Source organism: Jiangella sp. DSM 45060, from assembly GCF_900105175.1.
Classification (GTDB): Bacteria; Actinomycetota; Actinomycetes; order Jiangellales; family Jiangellaceae; genus Jiangella.
Map to the genome: position 1 here is coordinate 1,995,567 of NZ_LT629771.1, position 21,852 is coordinate 2,017,418.

Consider the following 21,852-nt stretch of genomic DNA (forward strand, 5'->3'; position numbering starts at 1 on the left):
TGCGGGTGAAGGTCGTCTTGGCCGGCGGCGGTACCGCCGGGCACATCGAACCTGCCCTGGCGACGGCCGAGGCGGTGCGGCGCGCCGACCCGGGTGCACAGGTCACCCTGCTCGGCACCGAGCGCGGCCTCGAGACTCGGATCGTCCCGGAGCGCGGCTACGAGCTGGCGCTGATCCCGCCGGTCCCGCTGCCGCGCCGTCCGTCGCCCGACCTGCTGCGGCTGCCGATGCGGGTCCGGTCGGCGGTCCGCCAGACCACCGACGTGCTCCGCGCCAAGCAGGCCGAGGTGCTCGTCGGATTCGGCGGCTACGTCGCGCTGCCGGCGTACCTGGCGGCGCGCCGGGCGGGCGTGCCGATCGTGGTGCACGAGGCGAACGCCAAACCCGGCCTGGCCAACCGTGTCGGCGCCCGCTTCACCACGTTCGTCGGCGTCGCGACCCCCGCCATCTCGCTGCCGCACGCCCAGCACGTCGGCATCCCGCTGCGCCGCTCGATCGCCCTGCTCGACCGCGCCACGTCGCAGGCCGAGGGCCGCGCGTTCTTCGGCCTCGATCCGGCGCTGCCCACGCTGCTCGTCTTCGGCGGCAGCCAGGGCGCTCGGCGCATCAACGAGGCCGTCACCGGATCGCTGGATCAGCTGCTCGCGGCCGGCTTCCAGGTGCTGCACGCCGTCGGGCCGGCCCGTGCCGAGTCCGCCGCGACCCGCCACGGATACGTCCCCGTGCCCTACGTCGACCGTATGGACCTCGCCTACGCCGCCGCCGACCTCGCCGTCTGCCGAGCGGGCGCGATCACCTGCGCCGAACTGGCCGCAGTCGGGCTGCCGGCCGTCTACGTCCCGCTTCCGCACGGCAACGGCGAGCAGCGGTTCAACGCGCTGCCGACCGTCTCCGCCGGCGGCGGCGTGCTGGTGGCCGACGGTGAGCTGACGCCGTCGCGGCTGGCGGACGAGGTGACGCCATTGCTGGGCGACGGGGCTCGGTTGGACGCGATGGGTGCCGCAGCGGCTACTCTCGGTCGTCGCGACGCCGACGATCGCCTGGTCGACATGGTCCGGCGCGCGGCTGCACAGAAGAGCGTCGGAGGTTGACCACGTGATCGTCTCGCCACCGGAGCGGACCGTGCCCGCGGAGAAGTTGGGCCGGGTCCACTTCGTCGGCATCGGCGGTGCCGGCATGAGCGGCATCGCCCGCATCCTGCTCGCCCGCGGCGTGCCGGTGTCGGGCAGCGACGCCAAGGACTCGGGCGTGCTGGCCGGCCTGCGCGCGCTCGGCGCCGAGGTGCACGTCGGGCACGCCGCGTCGAACGTCGGCCTCGCCGAGACCGTCGTCGTGTCGACGGCGATCCGCGAGAGCAATCCCGAGATCGTCGAGGCGCGCGAGCGTGCCCTGCCGATCCTGCCCCGGGCCGCCGCGCTGGCGTCGGTGATGGCCGGGCGACGCGCGATCGCCGTGGCCGGGACGCACGGCAAGACCACGACCACGTCGATGATGACGGTCGCCTTGCAGCACTGCGGCGCCGACCCGTCGTTCGCGATCGGCGGCAACCTGAACGAATCGGGCGCCAACGCCCACGACGGCAGCGGCGACATCTTCGTCGCCGAGGCCGACGAGAGCGACGCGTCGTTCCTGGCCTACGAGCCCGAGGTGGCGATCGTCACCAACGTGGAGGCCGACCACCTCGACTTCTACGGCACCCCGGAGGCGTACGAGGCCGCCTTCGACGCGTTCGTCGACTGCGTCTCGGGCTTCCTCGTGGTCTGCGCCGACGACCCAGGCGCCCGCGCCCTGGGGGAGCGGGCCGCCCAGCGGGGGGTCGTGGTGCACACGTTCGGGGAGTCGCGCGACGCCGACGTGCGGGTGACCGCGCTGGACCTCACCGGGCCCGGCGTGTCGTTCGAGCTGGTGGCCCGCGGCCGCCGGCAGGAGCGGATCCAGCTGCAGCTGCCCGGCCGGCACAACGCGTTGAACGCGGCCGCCGCCTTCACCGCCGCGCTCGGCCTCGGCTTCCCGGCCGGTGACGTGCTCGACGGCCTGGCCGGCTACACCGGCACCCGGCGCCGGTTCGAGCTCAAGGGCGTCGCCGGTGGCGTGCGCGTGTACGACGAGTACTCCCACCACCCGACCGAGGTGGCCGCCGCGATGGCCGCCGCCCGCGGCGTGGCGGGACCAGGCCGCGTCGTGGTGGTGTTCCAGCCGCACCTGTTCAGCCGCACGCGGATCTTCGCGGCCGAGTTCGGCACCGCCCTGGGCGCGGCCGACGAGGTCGTCGTCATGGACGTCTACGCCGCGCGCGAGGACCCCGAGCCCGGCGTGACCGGTGCGCTCGTGGCCGCCGCGGTGCCGCTGCCGCCGTCGCACGTGGTGTTCGAGCAGTCGTGGTCGGCGGTGCCGGAGCTCGCGGCGTCGCGCGCCGAGCCCGGCGACATCCTGCTGACCGTCGGCGCCGGTGACGTCACGCTGATCGGTCCGGAAGTGCTCGACGTGCTGGAGGCACGGTCGCGATGAGCGTCGCGTCGCGGTCGCCGAGCGCGCAGCTCTTCGCGGCGCGGGCCCGGCGGCAGCGGCTGCGGCGGCTGTTCGGCCTGCTGCTGGCGTTGCTGGGCCTGGCCGTGGTGTCGGGACTGGTGTGGTTGGTCGGCTGGTCAAGTGTGCTCTCCGTGAAGTCGGTATCGGTCGAGGGCGTGCCGTCGTCGCTGTCGGAGGACGTGTTGTCGCGGGCCGAGGTGCCCATGGGCACGCCGCTGGCGCGGGTCGACACCGACGCCATCGCCGGCCGCGTCGCCGAGCTGCCCGAGGCCGCGTCCGTCGACGTCCGCCGGTCGTGGCCGTCGACGCTGACGATCGACGTCACGCCGCGCGTGCCGGTGGCCGCGGTGTCGGCCGAGGGCTCGTGGTGGAACGTCGACGAGACCGGCGCCCTGTTCGGCGCCTCGGACTCGCGGCCGGACGACCTGCCCGTGCTGAGCGCCCCCGGCGACGACTCGTCCTCCGACGTCGACGACGCCGTGCGCGCGGCGGGCGTGACCGTGCTGACCGGGCTGCCCGACACGCTGTACGACCTCGTCGACACCGTGGAGGCGCGCTCGGAGGCCGACATCAGGCTCGGCCTCGCCGATGGCGCGGAGGTGCGCTGGGGCACCGCCGACGACATCGATCGCAAGGCCGACGTGCTGCTGGCGCTGATCGGTGCTCAAGAGGAGCCGCCGTCGTCGTACGACGTGTCCGCGCCGGAGCATCCCGCCGTCAACCCCTGACGCACACGCGCCTGGCGCTGGCCGCAGACGTCTGCACGTCACCGGCTCGCGTCGGGCCGGCCGGGGCGTGGGTGGCTGCCCCGGCCAGCCGCATGCGGCGGGTCAGCCGGACGGGCCGGGCGGCGTGCGTGCAGGTCACAGGCTCGCGTGGGGCCGTCCGGGGCGTGGGTGGCTGCCCCGGCCAGCCGCATGCGGCGGGTCAGCCGGACGGGCCGGGCGTGGTCATCAGGTCCTCCGTCCGCAGACCGGGCAGAGGGTGAGCACGCTCGTCCCGCCGCCGGGATCTCGTCCGAGCAGCGCGGGTGGTCGCGGCTGGCTGCAACGGCAGGTCTGCTGCGCCCTGGCCGCGAGCTTCTCGGCGTGCAGCGCCTGCTTGGCGTAGCGACGGCGCTGCTCGAGGGCGTCGCGGTCTTGGCGGTGGCGTCGTCGGCGGGCCGTGCGTTTGGCGAGGTCGGCCTGGACGCGGTCGCGGATGAGCCGCGCGATCTCGTCGTCGAACCGCGTGCGGGTGCGTTGGCGGGGGATGCGGCGTTCGTGGACCTCCAATCCGTCGATGGTGAGGGGCGTGGGGTGGATGTGGGTGTTCGTCATGGGTTCAATTGCGCCAGATGGGGCGGGGATGGGCGAGGGCGAAGGAGGGAAATGTGGACAAGTCCGGGGATTGGTGAGGGCTGTGGATGGAAGGGTGATCAGGCAACCGACGGGAGCGCGCCGTCGCGCCGGTCGCGCCAGAGAACCGACCGCTCGGCGGCCGTCCAGGTGGTGGTGACCAGCAGGTACAGCGCGGCGGCGAGCGGCAGGAACGCGGCGACGACGACCGTGCCGAAGGGGAGGATCCGGCCGAGCCGGGCCATCAGCGCCTCGACCTCGGACGGCGAGGAGGGCTGGCCGGTGGCGCGGCGGGGCGAGCCGGGGCGGGGAGCGGAGGCGGACGGTGCGTCCGAGCGGCCGGCAGGTCGCGAGCTGGGGCGGCCGAGGAGGCGGCCGAGCGACCAGCCGGTGGAGCGGCGGGGCGAGTTGGCGGGCGAGGTCCGGCGGCCGGTGGATCGGCGGGGCGCTGACGAGGGCGAACCGGAACCGGGCTCGGTGGCCGCGGCGGCCAACCGAGCCGCCGACCGCGCCGCGAGGCGGGAGGACCACCAGGCGACGAGAATCAGCAGGACGAAGACGGCGCCGAGGACCAGGAGCTCCGCCGGCACGACGCCCGATCCGACGGCGGCCAGCCAGCGGTCGCTCAGCGGCACGCCGAACAGCGTGTGCGTGAACAGTGCGTTCGCCCCGCCGTTGAGGGTCGGCGAGGAGAACAGCCGGTACAGCACCATGACGAACGGCGCCTGAGCCAGCGACGCGCCGAGGCCGGCGAACGGCGAGGTGCCGTGGGCGCGGTGCAGGGCGGTGAGCTCGCGGCGCAGGCGGACGGGATCGCGGCGGAACCGCTCCCGCAGCCGCGACTCGGCCGGGCGCAGCGCCAGCCGGGCACGTCCGGCCCGGGCGGCGCGCAGGCTCAGCGGCAGCAGCGCCAGCCTGACGAGCACGACGACGAGGAGGATGGCGAGGCCGGTGGCGGCGTCACCGGCGAGCGGCTCCACAGCGGAGGAGAGGCCGAGGACGAGAACGGAGACGCCCTGGGCAGGTGTGTCGAGAACGGACAACATGACGGGACCCTTCGGAACGAGAGCACGTGGACGGACAGCTGAGCGGAACCAGCTCTCCGGACGGCGCTCTCGGCCGCGGGCGGGCGGCGGCGTCGGGGTCGGTCTGGGCGATGACGACGGGAGGGGCGGCGGCCACGCGGCGCAGGCCGGGGCCGTACCGCGGGGCGGCGGGGACGCGGGACCGCGACGTGGCCAGCATCGCGAGGACCATGATGAGGACGGCGAGCAACGCGACCACGCCGGGGGCCGAGCCGAGGGGCGTCGCGAAGACACCGGCGAGGATCGTCGCCAGGACGACCGCGACGGCGGCCGTCCAGCGCGTGGCGAGCCGGGACACGGCGGCGCCGAGGCGGGAGGCCAGTCCGCGGGACCCGGGGGAGCGGCGGCGGGCGGGCCCGGCGCCCCGGCTCCGGCGGCCGGCGCCGGAGTCGCGGCAACTGCCGGCGGGATCGGTGGCGGGGTCGTTGCTCGCGCCAGGACGGCGGTCTGCGGAATCGGCGGCGGGGCCGTCTCCCGCGCCAGGAGCGCGGCCGGCCGCAGCGTCGGAGGCCGCGTCGGACGCGGGGCGGGGATCGGGGCGCGGCTCGTCGCCCGCACCGGAGTCGCCGCCGAGCCGCCGAGTCATGGCGACCAGGGTAAGCGCACTCGGGCGCGCTGAGACCACGAGGCGGTCAATCCGTGCGGACTACGGCGTGTCTACGGGAGCCGAGCCGCTATGGCGCTTAGCGTTTCATCATCCTCAGGTTGACATAACTATAAACCTCAACTTGAGGGTGAGGGTTTGAACTCGACGAAAGGCGATGTCCAGTGACTGCTCCGCAGAACTACCTCGCGGTGATCAAAGTCGTCGGCATCGGCGGCGGCGGAGTCAACGCGGTCAACCGCATGATCGAAGTCGGCCTCAAGGGCGTCGAGTTCATCGCGATCAACACCGACGCGCAGGCGTTGCTGATGAGCGACGCCGACGTGAAGCTCGACGTGGGGCGCGAGGCCACCCGCGGCCTGGGCGCCGGCGCGAACCCCGACGTCGGTCGCAAAGCCGCCGAGGACCACGCCGAGGAGATCGAAGAGGTGCTCAAGGGCGCCGACATGGTCTTCGTCACGGCGGGCGAGGGCGGCGGCACGGGCACCGGCGGAGCGCCGGTGGTGGCCCGCATCGCGCGGTCGCTCGGCGCGCTGACGATCGGTGTCGTGACCCGCCCGTTCATGTTCGAGGGTCGACGGCGCGCCATGCAGGCCGAGGCCGGCATCGAGGCGCTCAGGGAGGAAGTCGACACCCTCATCGTCATCCCGAACGACCGGCTGCTGTCCATCAGCGACCGCCAGGTCAGCGTGCTCGACGCGTTCAAGAGCGCCGACCAGGTGCTGCTCTCCGGTGTCCAGGGCATCACCGACCTCATCACGACGCCCGGCCTGATCAACCTCGACTTCGCCGACGTGAAGTCGGTCATGAGCAACGCCGGATCGGCGCTCATGGGCATCGGATCCGCCCGCGGCGAGGACAGAGCGGTGGCTGCGGCCGAGATGGCGATATCGAGCCCGCTGCTCGAGGCTTCCATCGACGGCGCGCACGGCGTGCTGCTGTCGGTGTCCGGCGGCTCCGACCTCGGGCTGTTCGAGATCAACGAGGCGGCCAACCTGGTCGCGCAGGCGGCGCACGACGACGCCAACATCATCTTCGGTGCGGTCATCGACGACGCGCTCGGCGACGAGGTCCGGGTCACCGTCATCGCGGCCGGGTTCGACGGCGGGCAGCCGGTCCGCCGCGACCTCGGCACCGTCAAGAAGCCCGAGGCGGCCGGAGGCAGCAGCGCGTCCGCCGCCGGGGGCATCGGCTCGGTCGCCACGGCCACCCCGGCCGCGGCGAAGCCGAGCGACGAGGGGGACACGGGCGGCGCCGACGGTGACGGCGCACCCGCCGCGCCGCCCGCCCCGCCCCGCGAACAGCGCCGCATCGTCCCGTCCACGGCCAGCGACGACCTGGACGTGCCCGATTTCCTGAAATAGCACGGGCTGAAGTCGTCGTGCTCCGCGACACCAGCGCGGCCGGTTCCGTCCGGTTCGCCTTCACCGACCGGCACGACGGCGTCAGCGTCGCGCCGTACGACTCGCTCAACCTCGGCGGGCACGTCGGCGACGACCCGGACGCGGTCGCTGCCAACCGCGCGCGCCTCGCCGCGGCGATCGGCCTCGCACCCGACGGCGTCAACTACATGAACCAGGTGCACGGCAACGCGGTCGCCGTGGTCGACGGGCCGTGGACCGGTCCGGCGCCCGAGGTCGACGCGCTGGTGACGACGCGGCCGGGCCGCGCGCTCGCCGTCCTCGTTGCCGACTGCGTGCCGGTGCTGCTGGCCGACCCGGAGGCCGCCGTCGTCGGCGTCGCGCACGCGGGCCGGCCCGGGCTGAAGGCCGGCGTGGTCCCGGCGGTCATCTCGGCCATGCGCGACCTCGGCGCCCGCAAGCTGGTCGCGCGGGTCGGCCCGGCGGTCTGCGGGCGCTGCTACGAGGTTCCCGAAGCCATGCGGGCCGACGTCGCCGCCGTCGTGCCGGAGGCGTGGGCGGTCACCAGGCAGGGCACACCGGGCCTGGACGTCCCCGCCGGCGTCGTCGCGCAGCTGCGGGCCGCCGGCGCCGCCGTCGAGACCGTCGCGACCTGCACGATCGAGGATCCGCACAGCTATTCCTATCGCCGTGACGGCGTCACCGGACGGTTCGCCGGGGTGGCATGGATGAGTCAGGCGTGATTGGTGTGACTGCTGCGACACGTGGGCGTGTCGCGCTCACAATCCCCGGATCCGGCTGTACCCAGGGCTAGTGTCTGGATCAACAGGGGACCGTCCACCACTAGTCGGAGGACTTGAATGGCCGGCGCAATGCGCAAGGTTGCGGTCTACCTCGGCCTCGTGGAGGACCGAGACCGCTACGACGACGAATACACCGACGACGACTACGACGAGGCGTACGCCGACGAGTACGAGGAGGCGGCGGCCGAGGAGCCCGAGGAGCGGCTCCCCGAGCGCCGCGACCGCGAGCGGGCGCCCGAACGCGAGCACACCGCCACGGTCGCCTCGCTCGCCGACCGCCGCCCGGTCCAGGCAGTACGGAGGGCACCGGCCATGCGTGAGGCGCGCATCACCACGCTGCACCCGCGGACGTACAACGAGGCGCGCACGCTCGGCGAGCACTTCCGCGACGGCACGCCCGTCATCATGAACCTCTCCGAGATGGACGACGTCGACGCCAAGCGTCTGGTCGACTTCGCCGCCGGGCTCATCTTCGGCCTGCGCGGCAGCATCGACCGCGTCACGGCGAAGGTGTTCCTGCTCACACCCGCGGACGTCAGCGTGACGGCCGAGGACAAGGCCCGCATGGTCAGCGGCGGGTTCTTCAACCAGAGCTGACGTGGGCCGGGCGTGATTCGCAAACTCCGCGAACTCGCGCCCGGCTCGCCGTGTCCCAGTCATCGATCCGCGCCGACGTCGGGTAAGTTCAGGTGTTGTGTCGGCTGTGAGTCAGATCCTCTCCGCGGTGTTGTGGCTGTTCTTCATCGCCTTGCTGGTCCGGCTCGTGGTCGACTGGATCCAGGTCTTCGCCCGCGAGTGGCAGCCCAAGGGGCTGGTGCTCGTGGTGCTGGAGGCCATTTACACGGTGACCGACCCGCCGTTGCGCGCGATTCGCCGTGTGCTGCCGCCGTTGCGGATCGGTTCGGTCGCCCTAGACCTGGCGTTCATCGTGCTCATCATCCTGGTCCAGATTCTGCTTGTTGTTGTCGGATCCCTAGGATGACGCGGTACGGTGACATTCTGCCTATGCCCACATCCGAGGTGACGCTATGCCACTGACGCCCGAGGACGTCCAGAACAAAGAGTTCACGACGGTCCGCCTGCGCGAGGGTTACGACATGCAGGAGGTCGACGAGTTCCTGGACGAGGTCGAGGCCGAGCTTGCTCGCATGCAGCGCGAGAACGACGAGCTGCGCGACAAGCTCTCCGCCGTGACCCGTGGCGGCGGAGTCGCCGCGTCGGCCGAGCCCATCCAGGCTCCGCGCCAGCCCGAGGCGCCGAAGGCTCCCGAGGCCCCGCCGTCTGCCGCGGCCGCCGCCGCGCCGGTCGGCGTGCAGCCCAGCGACGCCGCGGCCAAGGTGCTCGCCCTGGCCCAGAAGACGGCCGACGAGCTCGTCGCCGACTCCAAGGCCGAGGCCGACCGTCTCATGAACGACGCTCGCAGCCGTGCCGACAAGCTCGACTCCGAGACGAAGGCCAAGGCCGCGAAGATCGAGCAGGACGCCCGGCAGCGGGCCGACTCGATCGAGCAGGAGGTGCAGAAGCGCCGCTCCCAGGTCTTCGGCAAGCTCGAGTCCGACCGTGCCGACCTCGAGCGCGAGCTCGAGACGCTGCGCGCCTTCGAGCGCGAGTACCGCAGCCGCCTGAAGTCCTACCTCGAGCGCGAGCTGCGCAAGCTCGAGACCGGCGGTGTCGACGAAGCCGACACCGGCGTGGGGCAGGTCCCCGCGGCGGCAGCGGGCGGCGGTGGCGGCGCGCCGCAGTCGTCCGGGCCGGGCGGCAACGCCCAGGCGGCGCAGACGGGCGGCTCGCTCCGCTCGGTCGCCAGCCTGCTCGACGACGAACAGCGCTGACGCTCCAATCGAAAAGGGCCCGACGCCGGCGGATTCCGCCGGCCGGGCCCCTTCGCGCGCCCGTGCACGGGGGACCGCCGGCGTGACGGCGACGGACGTCGGCGCCGCGTACGACGCGCGCGCGAACGAGTACATCGACCTGTTCGGGTCGGTCGGCCAGTCGGCTCAGCAGGACCGCGACACGATCGAACGCTGGCAGCACGGCGTCGACGGTCGCATCGTCGACGCCGGCTGCGGCCCGGGACACTGGAGCGACCTGCTGGCGCAGGGCGGGACACGGGACGTGACCGGCGTCGACGCGTCGGCTCGGTTCGTCGAGGCGGCGCGGCAGCGGTTCCCGTCGCCCGACTTCGTGCTGGGCGACCTCGCCGCGCTGCCGGTGGCCTCCGGGTCCGCCGGGGGCGTCCTGTCCTGGTACTCGATCATCCACACCGCACCCGCCGGCGTCCCGGCGATCCTGGGTGAGTTCGCCCGCGTCCTGGCGCCCGGCGGGTCGCTGCTGCTCGGGTTCTTCGACGACGCGGCCGGCGCGGCGTTCGACCACGCGGTGACGACGGCGTACTACTGGTCCGCCGACGCGCTCGGCGACCTGCTCGCGCCGCACGGGTTCGTCGTCGACCGCGCGTCGGCCCGGCAGGATCCCGGCGTCCGGCGGCAGGGCGACCTGGTCGCCACCCTGTCCCGCTGACGGCGACGCGCCCCAGCCCGCGGGGGCCGGGGCGCGCCGCAATGCCGTCAGACGACCCGGCGCACCCGGAACGTCAGCCCGAGGTCGGCGTCGCCGTGGTCGGGCCGGCCCTCCAGGGCGTCGAGCCCTTCGTGCACGGCCGTGGCCAGCACCTCGTCGGCCAGCAGGGCGCCGTGCTCGCGCAGCGCGGCCGCCAGCTGGTCCGACGCCGACCACGCCAGCTCGATGCGGTCGGACACCTCGAAGCCGGACGCCTTGCGGGCCTCCTGGACCAGCCGGACCGCTTCGCGGACCAGACCAGCCCGGACCAGTGCGTCGGTCAGCGTGAGGTCCAGCGCGACGGTCTCGCCCTCGCGGGCGACCGCCCAGCCCTCGCGCGGCGTCTCGGTGACGACGACGTCGTCGGGCGCCAGCTCGACCTCGCCCAGCCCGTCGACGGAGACCGACGCCCGGCCGGACGACTTCAGCGCCGCTGCCAGCGCCGGCGCGTCTGCGGCCGCGACCGCCGCCGCCACCCGCGGGGTGTCCTTGGCGAACCGCTTGCCCAGCGACCGGAAGTTCGCCTTCGCGGACACGTCGACGAGGTCCTCGCCGGCGCCGGCCTCGGCCAGCGACAGCACCGCCGCCACGTTCAGCTCGTCGGCGACCTCGGCGCGCAGTTCCGGCCGCAGGGTGTCCCAGCCGCGGGCGCCGACCAGCGCGCGCGACAGCGGCTGCCGCGTGCGCACCTTCGACTCCGCCCGGGCGGCCCGGCCCAGCTCGACCAGCCGCCGGGTCAGCGCCATCTCGGCCCGCAGCGCGTCGTCGATCAGCGCCGCGTCGGCCTCGGGCCAGGTCGCGGCGTGCACCGACGCGGCGGCGTCCGGGTCGGACGGCACGACGAGGTCCTGCCAGACCCGCTCGGTGACGAACGGCACCATCGGCGCCATCAGCCGCGTCAGCGTCTCGACGCACTCGTGCAGAGTGGCCAGGGCGGCGGGGTCGCCGTCCCAGAACCGCCGCCGCGAGCGCCGCACGTACCAGTTGGAGAGGTCGTCGACGAACGCCGTCAGCTTCGCTCCCGCCGCCTGCGTGTCGAAGCCGTCCATCGCGGCGTCGACCTCGCGGACCAGCCGGTGCAGCTCGGACAGCGCCCAGCGGTCCAGCACCGGCCGCTCGGCGACCGGGGGAGCGCCCGCGCCCGGCGTCCACCCCGCCGTCCGCCCGTACAGCGACAGGAACGACGCGGTGTTCCAGTAGGTCAGCAGCACCTTGCGGACGATCTCCTGCAGGCTCGCGTGCCCGACCCGGCGCGGCAGCCACGGCGAGCCGCTGGCCAGCATGAACCAGCGGACGGCGTCGGCGCCGTGCTCGTCCATCAGCGGGATCGGCTCGATGATGTTGCCGAGGTGCTTGCTCATGCGCCGGCCGTCCTCGGCGAGGATCAGCCCGAGGCAGACGACGTTCTCGTACGACGACCGGTCGAACACCAGCGTGCCGATGGCCATCAGCGTGTAGAACCACCCGCGGGTCTGGTCGAGCGCCTCGCTGATGAACTGCGCCGGGTACGACTTCTCGAACGCCTCGGCGCTCCCGGGCTCGTACGGGTACCCGACCTGCGCGAACGGCATGGCGCCGGAGTCGTACCAGACGTCGATGACGTACGGTTCGCGGCGGAACGTGCCGGGCACGCCGTCGAGGGTGAACGTGACGTCGTCGACGTAGGGGCGGTGCGGGTCGAGCTCGGAGAGGTCCTGGCCGGACAGCTCGGACAGCTCTTGCAACGAACCCACGCACACCATCCGCGACGGGTCTTCGTCGTTGCGCCAGATCGGCAGCGGCGTGCCCCAGTACCGGTTCCGCGACAGCGCCCAGTCGACGTTGCCGCGCAGCCACTCGCCGTAGCGGCCCCACTTGATGGTCTCGGGGTACCAGTTCGTCTTCTCGTTCTCGCGCAGCAACGCGTCCTTGATCTGCGTGGTGCGGATGTACCAGGACGGCTGCGCGTAGTAGATGAGCGGCGTGTGGCAGCGCCAGCAGTGCGGGTACTCGTGCTCGTACGGGACGTGCCGGAACAGCACGCCGCGGTGCTCGAGGTCGGTGACGAGGTCGGCGTCGGCGCGCTTGAAGAACTGGCCGCCGACCAGCGGAACGTCGTCGGCGAAGGTGCCGTCGGAGCGCACCGGGTTGACCACCGGCAGGCCGTAGCGGCGGCAGACGCGCAGATCGTCGGCGCCGAACGCGGGCGCCTGGTGCACCAGCCCGGTGCCGTCCTCGGTGGTGACGTAGCCGTCGACGACCACGATGTGGGCGTCGGGGATGTCGACCAGCTCGAACGGGCGCTGGTACGTCCACCGCTCCATGTCGGCGCCGGTGAACGACGAGATGACCTCGGCGTCGTCGCCCAGCACCGACGCCAGCAGCGGCTCGGCCAGCACCAGCAGCTCGGACGACCCCGCCGCGCGGGCCGCGACGTACGTGACGTCGGGGTGCGCGGCGACGGCGGTGTTGGAGACCAGCGTCCACGGCGTGGTCGTCCACACCAGCAGCGACGCCTGACCGGCCAGCGGGCCGCCCGTCAGCGGGAACCGCACGTACACCGACGGGTCGACCACGGTCTCGTAGCCCTGCGCGAGCTCGTGCGACGACAGCGCCGTCTCGTCGCGCGGGCAGTACGGCGACACCCGGTAGTCCTCGACCAGCAGGCCGTTGTCGAAGATCTGCTTCAGCGACCACCAGACGCTCTGCACGTACGACGCGTCCATGGTGCGGTACGCCTGGGAGAGGTCGACCCAGTAGCCCATGCGCTCAGTGAGCTGCTCGAACGCGTCGACGTGACGCAGCACCGACTCGCGGCACTTCTGGTTGAACTCGGCGACGCCGTACGCCTCGATGTCGCTCTTGGTCTGGAAGCCGAGCTCCTTCTCGACGGCGATCTCGACCGGCAGGCCGTGGCAGTCCCAGCCGGCCTGACGGGGCACGTGGTAGCCCTTCATCGTCCGGTAGCGGGGGAACACGTCCTTGAACGCGCGCGCCTCGATGTGGTGGGTGCCGGGCATGCCGTTGGCGGTGGGCGGACCCTCGTAGAAGGTCCACAGCGGGCGGCCCTCGCTGTTCTTCACCGTCTGCGCGAACACGTCGTTGTCGCGCCACAGCGCGAGTACGTCGTGCTCCAGCGCCGGCAGGTCGACCTGGGCGGGCACCTCGCGGTAGCCGGTCGGCTCGGTCATCGTCGCTCTCGAATCCTCCGTCGTTCGATCTCCGACGGAGGGACGAGGCGGACCCCGCGGTACCACCCTCCTTGACCGGCGACGCCGGTCCGCTTCGTTCGCCGCGGCCGGGTCTAGTGAGCGCCTTGGCGCCGTTCTTCCGGCGGCTCGGAGGTGATGGCCCCGTCAACGCCTGCTCGCGACGCTGCCCAGTGTACGACGGGCACGGACGCTCGCGCCGACCTATTCTGGGGCCCGTGCGCGTGACGATCCGGGTGCGGCCGGGCGCCTCCCGGACGGCGGTGGGCGGCCGGTACGGCGACGCCCTCGTGGTGGCGGTCCAGGCGCGGGCCGTCGACGGCGCCGCCACCAAGGCGGCACTGGAGGCCGTGGCGGGCGCGTTGGGAATACGCCGCAGGGAGGTGACGTTGCTCACCGGAACGACCAGCAGGACCAAGACAGTCGAGGTCCCGGACGCGACGGCATCACGCCTGGCAGATCTCATGCGCGAGGCGGATTGATGACGGGCGGGTCACGATCTATTCTCACGGCACCTGGCTCACATGCAGGGGTGGGACGGGGCAACGGGGGTACGGAAGGGTGGCGAGGCAGATGGCGGGTGCGAAGGCGAAGGTGGACACCATGGCCGGGAACAGCAAGGTCGAGGCCGCTGAGGCGGCCGCCCTGGTGGTCCGCGAGGACGAGGACCCGTGGACCGAGGCCGAGCTGACGGAGGTCCGCGACCTGCTGAGCTCCGACAGCACGCGGCTGCGCGAGGAGATCGCCGAGGCCGAGGCCGACATCGCCGACCTGCTGCGCAGCGGCGACACCGGCGGCGAGGACCAAGCCGACACCGGCACCAAGACGTTCGAGCGCGAACACGAGATGTCGCTGGCCGCCAGCCACCGCGACATGCTGAACCAGACCGAGCGGGCGCTGGGCCGCATCGAGAACGGCACCTACGGCATCTGCGAGAACTGCGGCAACCCCATCGGCAAGGCCCGGTTGCAGGCGTTCCCGCGGGCCACACTGTGCATGACGTGCAAGCAGAAGCAGGAGCGCCGCTGACGGACGGAGGGCGCCGCCGCACCGGCGTCCTCCTGGCCGTGGCCGCCGCCGTGCTGGCGGCCGACCAGCTGACGAAGATCCTGGCGGTCGCGCTGCTCGACCCCGGCCGGGCGGTCCCGGTACTGGGCGAGGTCGTGCAGTTGCGGCTGATCCGCAACCCGGGCGCCGCGTTCAGCCTGGCCACGAACCTGACGCCGGTGCTCACGGTGGTCGCCATCGCGGTCGCGCTGGTCATCGTCGTGGTCGGACGCCGGGTGGCGCACCGCGGCTGGGCGGTGGCGCTCGGCGCCGTCCTGGGCGGCGCGCTGGGCACCCTCACCGACCGCATCTTCCGCATGCCCGGCGCGTTCCGCGGCCACGTCGTCGACTTCGTCGAGCTGCCGAACTGGCCGGTCTTCAACCTCGCCGACACCGCCATCGTCACCGGCGCGGTGCTGGTCGCGGTGCTGAGCGTGCGCGGCGTCCCGCACGACGCCCGGCGGCGCGAGGTGGTCGCGTCGTGAGCGAGCACCGCAGTCTCCCCGTCCCCGACGGCCTGGAGGGCGAGCGCCTCGACGCCGCCCTGGCCCGGCTGTTCGGGTTCTCCCGCAGCAAGGCCGCGGCGCTGGTCGAGGACGGCCACGTCGTGGTCGACGGCTCCGTCGCGATGAAATCCGCGCGCGTGCGCGGCGGCTCCTGGCTGGAGGTCGAGCTCCCGGCGCCGCCGGCGCCCGTGCAGGTCGTCCCCGAGCACGTCGAGGGGATGCGCGTCGTCCACGACGACCCCGACGTCGTCGTCGTCGACAAGCCGGTCGGCGTCGCGGCGCACCCCAGCCCCGGCTGGACCGGTCCCACCGTCGTCGGCGGCCTGGCCGGCACCGGCTTCCGCATCTCCACCAGCGGGGCCGCCGAGCGGCAGGGCGTCGTCCACCGCCTCGACGTCGGCACCAGCGGCCTCATGGTGGTGGCGAAGTCGGAACGCGCCTACACGTCGCTGAAACGGCAGTTCAAGGAGCGGACGGTCGACAAGGTCTACCACGCGCTGGTCCAGGGCCACCCCGACCCGTCCCGCGGCACCGTCGACGCCCCCATCGACCGCCACCCGCAGCACGACTACAAGTGGGCCGTCGTCGCCGGCGGCAAGCCCAGCGTCACGCACTACGAGACCCTGGAGGCGTTCCCGGCGGCCAGCCTGCTGGAGATCCACCTGGAGACCGGGCGGACGCACCAGATCCGGGTGCACCTGAGCGCGCTGCGGCACCCCTGCGTCGGCGACCTCACCTACGGCGCCGACCCCACGCTGGCCGCCCGGCTCGGGCTGACGCGGCAGTGGCTGCACGCCATGCGGCTGGGCTTCGAGCACCCGGGGACGGGGGAGTGGGCCGAGTTCACCTCGGCCTACCCCGACGACCTCCAGCAGGCTCTGGACGCGATCAGGCCGGCTTGATGTTCTGGTTGACCCGGAACAGGTTGTCCGGGTCGTACCGCGCCTTGACGCGGGCCAGCCGCTCGTAGTTGTCGCGGTAGCTGGCCCGCACCCGCTCCTCGCCCTCGTCCATCATCATGTTCACGTACGCGCCGCCGGCCGAGTACGGGTGCAGCGCCGAGAAGTAGTCCACCGACCACGAGCGGATGCGCTCGACGTTGGCCGGGTCGGCGTCCACCCCGGCGAACACCGAGCCCCAGCGCGCGTCGCGGTAGCTCCAGGCGGTGTCGGCCGGGCCGGCGTCGTGGGCCGCGCCGTCGATCGGGTACAGGTGCATCGTCGACTTCCAGGTGGGCAGCCGGGCGCCGAAGTCGGCGTGGATCGCCACCGCCTCGTCCGGGATCTCCGTGACGAAGTCCGCCCGCCAGTACCACTGGTCGCCCGGCGGGTAGAGGCCGTCGAAGGCGCTCTGCAGAGCCGGGTGCGGCATCGCGGCCGGTGCGTGCAGCAGCGGCTCGGGCAGCGCGTCCAGCAACGGCGCCATGTCGGCGGCGGCCTGCTCCGCGGACCCGACGTGGCACCAGACGACGCCGCAGATGGTGCGCAGGTGCAACTCCTCGGGGAACGGCGGCGCCGGCGGCACCGCCCCGACCAGGAAGAACCCGTTGAGCTCGCGCGGCGCGGCGGGCAGGAAATCGCGGTAGGCGGCGAGCACCTCGGCGGTCTGCTCGACCGGCCAGAACGTGGGGCCGGCGATGACGGTGTCCAGTTCGTGCAGCCGGAACAGGAACGACGTGACGACGCCGAAGTTGCCGCCGCCGCCGCGGACGGCCCAGAACAGGTCCGGGTGCTCGGCCGCACTCGCGGTGAGGCGCTCGCCGCTCGCCAGCACCATCTCGACCTCCAGCAGGTTGTCGATGGCCAGGCCGAACGCGCGGGTCAGGTGGCCGAGGCCGCCGCCCAGCGTCAGCCCGCCGACCCCAGTCGTCGAGATGATCCCGCTCGGCGTGGCCAGGCCGAACGCGTTCGTCGCGCGGTCGACCTCGCCCCACGTGCAGCCGCCGCCGACCCGGGCCGTCCTGGCCACCGGGTCGACGATGACGTCGTTCAGGTCGCCCAGGTCGATGACGACGCCGTCGTCGACGACGCCCAGGCCGCCGCCGTTGTGGCCGCCGCCGCGCACGGCGAGCGGCACCCTGTGGTCGCGGGCGAAGCGGACCACCCGGGCGACGTCGTCGGCGTCGGCGCACCGGGCGATCAGCGCCGGGCGGCGGTCGATCATGGCGTTGTAGACCTTGCGGGCCTCGTCGTAGCCGGCGTCCTCCGGCCCGGTCAGCCGGCCGCGGACGTCGGCGAGCTCCCGGCGCGCGTCGCCGGTCTCGATGGTGGTGCTCATGGTGTTGCCCCCCGTTGGTGGGTCGTTCGGACGCCGGCGACGGTTCCACGCCGCGTTGCGGTGGCGTTGCGGTCGCTCTTGACCGGCGCTGCCGGGAGGAGTACGACCTGGTGCAGGGGGGTGAGCGCGGCGGACGGTGCTGAGCTGCAGGTGCTCGTGGTCGGTGAGCTGACCGTGGTGCGCGCGGGCCGGGCGCTGGCCACCGGCGAGGTGGGCGACCGCAAGGGGCGGACGCTGCTGGCCCTGCTGGCCGTCGCGGGCGGCCGGCTGGTGCCCGTCGACGCGATCGTCGAGGCGTTGTGGTCCGGGCCGCCGCCGCGGCGGCCGGAGGCGAGCGTCGCGACCCTGGTGAGCCGGCTGCGGGGCGCGCTGGGCCAGGAGGTCGTGGCCGGCGGCCGGTCCGGCTACCGTCTCGGCGACGGCGCTCAGGTCGACCTGTACCGGGCGGCTGAGCTCGTCGAGGAGGCGGAGCTCCGGCTGGCGAGCGCGGAGCCGGCGCTCGCGCTGGCCGCCGCCCGGGCCGCGCTTGACCTCGTCGGCGCCGCGCCGCTGCTGGCCGACGAGGCGGACGCCGCCTGGGCGGGGGAGGGCCGGCGGCTCCAGGCCGATCTGACCGGCCGGGCCCGCGCCGTCGCGGCCGACGCGGGACTGCGGACGGGAGACGTCGCGGCGGCCCTCGCGGCGGCGGAGGCGGCGGCCGCGGCCGAGCCGCTGGACGAGCGGTCCGCGCGGTCGCTGATGCGCGCCTACGACGCCGCCGGCGAGCCGGCCCGGGCTCTGGCGGTGTTCGAGCGGCTACGTGCCGCCCTCGCCGCCGAGCTGGGCGTCGACCCGGCGCCGCCGACCCGCGAGCTGCACGTCGCGATCCTGCGCCAGCAGGCGACGCCTGTCGCCGTCGCCGTCGCCGTCGCCGGGACTGCTGCCGGCCCCGTCGCGAGCGCCGAGCGACTGCCCGGGCGCGCGGCCGAGCTCACCCGGCTGGTCCGGCTGTGGGAGCGGACGGTGGCGGGCGACGGCGCCCTGGTGCTGCTCGCCGGCGAGGCCGGGATCGGCAAGACCGCGCTGGCCGAGGAGGCCGCGCGGCTCGCTCGCCGCACCGGCGGGCGCACCCTGGAGGCGCGCTGCTACGACGTCGAGCGCTCGCTGTTCCTGCAGCCGGTGGCCGAGGCGCTCGGCCGGCTGGTCGCCCAGTTGCCGGCGCCGGTGCTGCGGCAGGCCGCGGGCGACCGCGCCGGTGCCCTGGCCACGCTGGTGCCGGAGGTGGCGGCGTTGCTCGGCGAACCTCCGCCGGAGCGGCGCAGCGCGGCCGCCGAGCGTCGTCGTGTCTACGACGCCGTGGCCGGCTTCCTGCGCCGGCTGGCCGCCCGGCAGCCGGTCGTGTTCGTCGTCGACGACCTGCACAACGCCGGTGCGGCCACCGTCGAGCTGCTGCACTACCTCGGCCGGCACACGTCCGGCGGGCGGCTGCTGGTGATCGGCACCGTCCGGGCGGACGAGGGCGAGCGGGTGCTCGCCACGCTGGACGGGGTCGCCGATCGGCTCGACGTCGGTCCTCTCGACGCGGCGGCGATCGCGCGGCTGGCCGCCGAGGCGGGCCAGCAGGCGCACGGTGCGGAGATCGCCCGGCGCACGCGCGGCCACACGCTGTTCGTGGTCGAGACGCTGCGTGCGCTGGCCGCGGGCGAGGAGGGCATCCCGGAGTCGCTGCGGGCCAGCGTCATGGCCCGGGTCCGGCGGGCCGGGCCGCAGGCCGAGGAGCTGCTGCACGCCGCGGCCGTGCTCGGCTCGTCGTTCACGCCGATGATGCTGGCCGGACTGCTGGACCTCAGCGCGCAGGAGGCGGCCCGGCGCTGCCATCGGATTCTGCCGACCCGGCTGCTCGTGGTGGCCGGCCGCTCGTACGAGTTCGGGAACGACCTCGTCCAGGAGACGCTCTACGCCGCGACGCCGCCGCCCACCCGCGTCGCGTACCACCTGCGCGCCGCGGACCTGCAGGCCGGCAACCCGGAGGCGGTCGCGTGGCACGCCGCTGCCGCGGGCGACTGGGCGCGCGCCGGGCCGGGCTGGCTGGCCGCGGGGGAGCAGGCGCTGCGCCGGTACGCCGTCGGCGACGCCGAGGCGCTGCTGCGCCAGGCCATCGACGCGGCCGGCCGCAGCGGCGACGTCGAGCTGACCGGTCGGGCGCACCTGGCCCGCGGCCGCGCGCGGGAGGCGATGTTCCGCTACGCCGACGCGGTGGCCGACCACGAGGAGGCGCTGCGGGCGGCCCGGGCGGCCGGCGACCAGGACCTGGAGATGCGCGCCCTGCGCCAGCTCGGCGGCCCCGCGTGGGCCGGCGGCGGGCGGCCGGTGGCAGACGGAACGGTGCACCTCGAGCAGAGCCTGCGGCTGGCGCAGCGCCTGGGCGACCGTCCGGCGGAGTCGGAGCTGCTGGCGTGGCTCTCGGTGCTGTCGGCCAACCGGCTGCGCTTCGACGACGCGTTGTCGTACGGCCGGCGCGCGCTGTCGCTGGCCCGCGTCGTCGGCGGCGACGACGCGCTGACGGTGGCGCTGGACGGGTTGAAGACGGCGCACGCCTACCTGGGCGAGGTGCGGGAGCTGCGCGCCGTCCTGGACGAGCTGGAGCCGCTGTGCCGCCGCTCCGGCGACCTCTGGCTGCTGCAGTGGTGTGTGTTCGAGTCCGCGTTCCCGGCGATCGCCCGCGGCGACTGGGACACCGCCACCAGCCGCGTCGAGGAGGCCCTGGCCGTCAACCGGCGCAGCGGGTACACCGGGTACGAGTCCTGGTACGAGGCGAACCTCGGCTGGATCGCGCGGCTGCGCGGCCGGCCCGGCGACGCCGTCAGGCACGGGCGGCGGTCCCTGACGCTGCCGGCGCACGCGTGGTTCGGAGCCGCGAGCATGGCCGCCTACGCCACCACGCTGCTCGAGCTGGACCGCACCGCCGAGGCCGTCACCCTGCTGGAGCGCGGGCTGACGATCGCCGAGCGGCACGGCACCGAGGCCTACCGGCTGCCGTGCCTGGCCGCGCTGGCCGCCGCGACGGACTCGCGCGAGCTGATCGACGAGGCCGACGCCATGATCCGGGCCGTCGGCGCGCCGCCGGGGTCGGTCTGGCTGTACGGCGCCGACACGTACGTGGCGCTGGCCCGGGCCCGGCTCCGTCGGGGCGACGCTCGGGGCGCGGCCGAGCTGCTCTCGCCGCTGGTGGCGGCCGGGGAGCGGACCGGCTGGACGGCCCCGCTGGCGGCCGCGCGCTCGGTGTCGGCGGCCTGCCGGGAGGCGCTGCGTCCCCGCTGATGCCGTCTCGTCATGTGAACCAGGCGGTCCGGGTCGTGGACGTGGTGCGGTAGCTTCGTGGCCATGCGTACGTTCCTCGACTTTAGGAAGCCGGCCCGGGTGGCCGGCCGCGTCGAGACGTAACGCGGCCCTCATCCGAGCCGGCTCACGAGGCTTCAGGCACCGGCCTGGGGCCTCTCGTCATGTGGCCCGAGCGGCCGGCTCCCGAGTCGAGCGGCCGCTCCCGGAACAGGAGCATCCCGTGACCGCACCGCCCGACCCGGCGACCCGCACCGCGAGCGCCGACGCCCCCGTCGTTCCCGCCGCGTTCCGCGACGCCGTCCGCCCGCCGGTCGTCGCGCCGCCCGGCGCCGGCGGCGACCTCGACCACGACGCCGTCCCGGCCGGCTCCGTCACCCTGGTCGACACCCTCGACCCGGCCGTCGTCGAGGCCGCGCGGCGGCACGGCCGGCCCGTCGTCGTCAACCTGGGGGAGCGGCCCGAGCTCGCCGCTGCCGCCGTCGCCGCCGGAGCCGACGGGCTGTGGCTGGACGCGCCCGGCGCCGCGGCCGCCGCCCAGGCCCGCGAGGCCGCCGTCCGGGTCGCGCCGCTGGTCCGGTCCGCCGTCCCGGACACCGTCCCCGCCTGCCGCGCCGCCATCGACGCCGTCGACGCGGCCCTGGCGACGCTGCTGGAGCACCGGGTCGCGCTGGCCGGCCGGGTGCAGCGCCTCAAGCCCGTTGGCGGTCACGCCGGACGCGACCCGGACCGCGAGGCCGCCATCGTCGTCGCGATGGCCGAGCGCGCGCCGTCGCTGCCGCCGGAGTCGCTGGCCCGCATCGTCACCGCGATCATCGAGGCCGGCCTGGACGCCGCCGAACGCGACGACTCGGACGAACCGCCCGTCTGGCGGCTCTGACCGGTCCTGCCGGCCGCCGGCCGCCGTTCGCCGGCCCCTGCGCCTGCCGCCGTTCGCCGGGCACCTGCCGTCGTCGTCGGCCCGCAGGTCGGCCGCTGTCGTCGGCGAGTCTGTCGGTGCCCGCCCCTAGGGTGGGCCCCACCCGGGCCGGGAGGGTCATGCCTACCACGGCGATCGCCGCGGCCACGCCACGCCGGTGCCGGCGCCCGCTTGCGTCCGGCTGCGACGGCACGTGACCGGTTGGCGCACGTGCGCTGACGGGCGTCGCCGCCCCGGACGCCGCCACGCGTGCCCGTGCCGCGGCGCGGGCCCGCAACGTTGCCACGGCGCGCAACCGGTCAGCGCATGCCGGCGCCCG

19 protein-coding genes are annotated in these 21,852 nt (G+C 74.4%); 15 read left to right on the forward strand and 4 right to left on the reverse strand.

The window, feature by feature from the left end; genetic code table 11:
- The first annotated feature begins 5 nt into the window (after window positions 1-5).
- From murG to BLU82_RS08955, 3 genes are read left to right on the forward strand one after another with little or no spacing between them, the layout of a single operon-like run.
- Complete coding sequence (gene murG / locus BLU82_RS08945; protein ID WP_092618684.1) at window positions 6-1,091, forward strand: undecaprenyldiphospho-muramoylpentapeptide beta-N-acetylglucosaminyltransferase; 1,086 nt, start codon at window positions 6-8, stop codon at window positions 1,089-1,091.
- A 4-nt stretch (window positions 1,092-1,095) separates the two neighbouring features.
- Window positions 1,096-2,508, forward strand: coding sequence for a UDP-N-acetylmuramate--L-alanine ligase (gene murC / locus BLU82_RS08950; RefSeq protein ID WP_092618687.1), 1,413 nt, complete (start codon window positions 1,096-1,098; stop codon window positions 2,506-2,508).
- Window positions 2,505-3,257 carry a cell division protein FtsQ/DivIB gene (locus tag BLU82_RS08955; RefSeq protein ID WP_092618690.1) on the forward strand — a complete coding sequence of 251 codons (753 nt, stop codon included), beginning with the start codon at window positions 2,505-2,507 and terminating at the stop codon, window positions 3,255-3,257. Before murC ends, BLU82_RS08955 begins: the two co-directional genes overlap by 4 nt.
- Before the next feature lie 225 nt (window positions 3,258-3,482).
- On the opposite strand, the gene BLU82_RS08960 is transcribed toward BLU82_RS08955, so the two are convergent.
- On the reverse strand, window positions 3,483-3,848 hold the full coding sequence (locus BLU82_RS08960; protein ID WP_092618693.1) for a hypothetical protein: 366 nt from the start codon (window positions 3,846-3,848) through the stop codon (window positions 3,483-3,485).
- 98 nt (window positions 3,849-3,946) lie between these two features.
- Window positions 3,947-4,912, reverse strand: coding sequence for a YidC/Oxa1 family membrane protein insertase (locus tag BLU82_RS08965; RefSeq protein WP_092618696.1), 966 nt, complete (start codon window positions 4,910-4,912; stop codon window positions 3,947-3,949).
- A gap of 807 nt (window positions 4,913-5,719) precedes the next feature.
- Between BLU82_RS08965 and ftsZ the strand changes: the two genes are divergently transcribed.
- The 6 genes from ftsZ (at window position 5,720) to BLU82_RS08995 (ending at window position 10,239) form a co-directional block, all read left to right on the forward strand.
- A complete protein-coding gene (gene ftsZ / locus BLU82_RS08970; protein ID WP_092618699.1) occupies window positions 5,720-6,919 on the forward strand; it encodes a cell division protein FtsZ in 1,200 nt (399 codons plus the stop codon).
- Between the two features lie 17 nt (window positions 6,920-6,936).
- Complete coding sequence (pgeF, locus tag BLU82_RS08975; RefSeq protein ID WP_092618702.1) at window positions 6,937-7,659, forward strand: peptidoglycan editing factor PgeF; 723 nt, start codon at window positions 6,937-6,939, stop codon at window positions 7,657-7,659.
- 117 nt (window positions 7,660-7,776) lie between these two features.
- Window positions 7,777-8,316, forward strand: a complete 540-nt coding sequence (locus BLU82_RS36135) for a cell division protein SepF (RefSeq protein ID WP_092618705.1) — start codon at window positions 7,777-7,779, stop codon at window positions 8,314-8,316.
- A gap of 106 nt (window positions 8,317-8,422) precedes the next feature.
- Window positions 8,423-8,701, forward strand: a complete 279-nt coding sequence (locus tag BLU82_RS08985) for a YggT family protein (protein WP_197682826.1) — start codon at window positions 8,423-8,425, stop codon at window positions 8,699-8,701.
- Between the two features lie 46 nt (window positions 8,702-8,747).
- Entirely contained in the window at window positions 8,748-9,551 is an 804-nt protein-coding gene (locus BLU82_RS08990) for a DivIVA domain-containing protein (RefSeq protein WP_092618709.1), read from the forward strand.
- Between the two features lie 82 nt (window positions 9,552-9,633).
- Window positions 9,634-10,239: a class I SAM-dependent methyltransferase gene (locus tag BLU82_RS08995; RefSeq protein ID WP_157740730.1), complete on the forward strand. Its 606-nt coding sequence runs from the start codon at window positions 9,634-9,636 to the stop codon at window positions 10,237-10,239.
- 47 nt (window positions 10,240-10,286) lie between these two features.
- Here the strand turns inward: BLU82_RS08995 and ileS are convergent, their stop codons facing one another.
- Window positions 10,287-13,448: an isoleucine--tRNA ligase gene (gene ileS, locus BLU82_RS09000; RefSeq protein WP_092618715.1), complete on the reverse strand. Its 3,162-nt coding sequence runs from the start codon at window positions 13,446-13,448 to the stop codon at window positions 10,287-10,289.
- A gap of 236 nt (window positions 13,449-13,684) precedes the next feature.
- On the opposite strand from ileS, the gene BLU82_RS09005 reads away from it, so the two are divergent.
- The 4 genes from BLU82_RS09005 to BLU82_RS09020 all read left to right on the forward strand — a co-directional run bounded on the left by BLU82_RS09005 (window position 13,685) and on the right by BLU82_RS09020 (window position 15,921).
- The gene (locus tag BLU82_RS09005; RefSeq protein WP_092618718.1) at window positions 13,685-13,948 is read left to right on the forward strand and encodes a DUF167 domain-containing protein; all 264 of its coding nucleotides are present in this window, start codon (window positions 13,685-13,687) and stop codon (window positions 13,946-13,948) included.
- 121 nt (window positions 13,949-14,069) lie between these two features.
- The gene (locus BLU82_RS09010; RefSeq protein ID WP_197682827.1) at window positions 14,070-14,495 is read left to right on the forward strand and encodes a TraR/DksA C4-type zinc finger protein; all 426 of its coding nucleotides are present in this window, start codon (window positions 14,070-14,072) and stop codon (window positions 14,493-14,495) included.
- Window positions 14,468-14,998, forward strand: a complete 531-nt coding sequence (gene lspA, locus BLU82_RS09015; RefSeq protein ID WP_157740732.1) for a signal peptidase II — start codon at window positions 14,468-14,470, stop codon at window positions 14,996-14,998. The genes BLU82_RS09010 and lspA overlap by 28 nt, the downstream gene beginning before the upstream one ends.
- Window positions 14,995-15,921, forward strand: coding sequence for an RluA family pseudouridine synthase (locus tag BLU82_RS09020; protein ID WP_092618724.1), 927 nt, complete (start codon window positions 14,995-14,997; stop codon window positions 15,919-15,921). Before lspA ends, BLU82_RS09020 begins: the two co-directional genes overlap by 4 nt.
- Here BLU82_RS09020 and BLU82_RS09025 read toward each other — a convergent pair.
- Complete coding sequence (locus tag BLU82_RS09025; protein ID WP_092618727.1) at window positions 15,908-17,296, reverse strand: FAD-binding oxidoreductase; 1,389 nt, start codon at window positions 17,294-17,296, stop codon at window positions 15,908-15,910. The genes BLU82_RS09020 and BLU82_RS09025 overlap by 14 nt on opposite strands.
- Window positions 17,297-17,416: 120 nt before the next feature.
- Here BLU82_RS09025 and BLU82_RS09030 point away from each other — a divergent pair, with 120 nt between their 5' ends.
- Window positions 17,417-20,596, forward strand: a complete 3,180-nt coding sequence (locus BLU82_RS09030; protein WP_092618731.1) for an AAA family ATPase — start codon at window positions 17,417-17,419, stop codon at window positions 20,594-20,596.
- Window positions 20,597-20,837: 241 nt separating this feature from the next.
- Complete coding sequence (locus BLU82_RS35050; protein ID WP_197682828.1) at window positions 20,838-21,494, forward strand: chorismate mutase; 657 nt, start codon at window positions 20,838-20,840, stop codon at window positions 21,492-21,494.
- The last annotated feature ends 358 nt before the right edge of the window (window positions 21,495-21,852 follow it).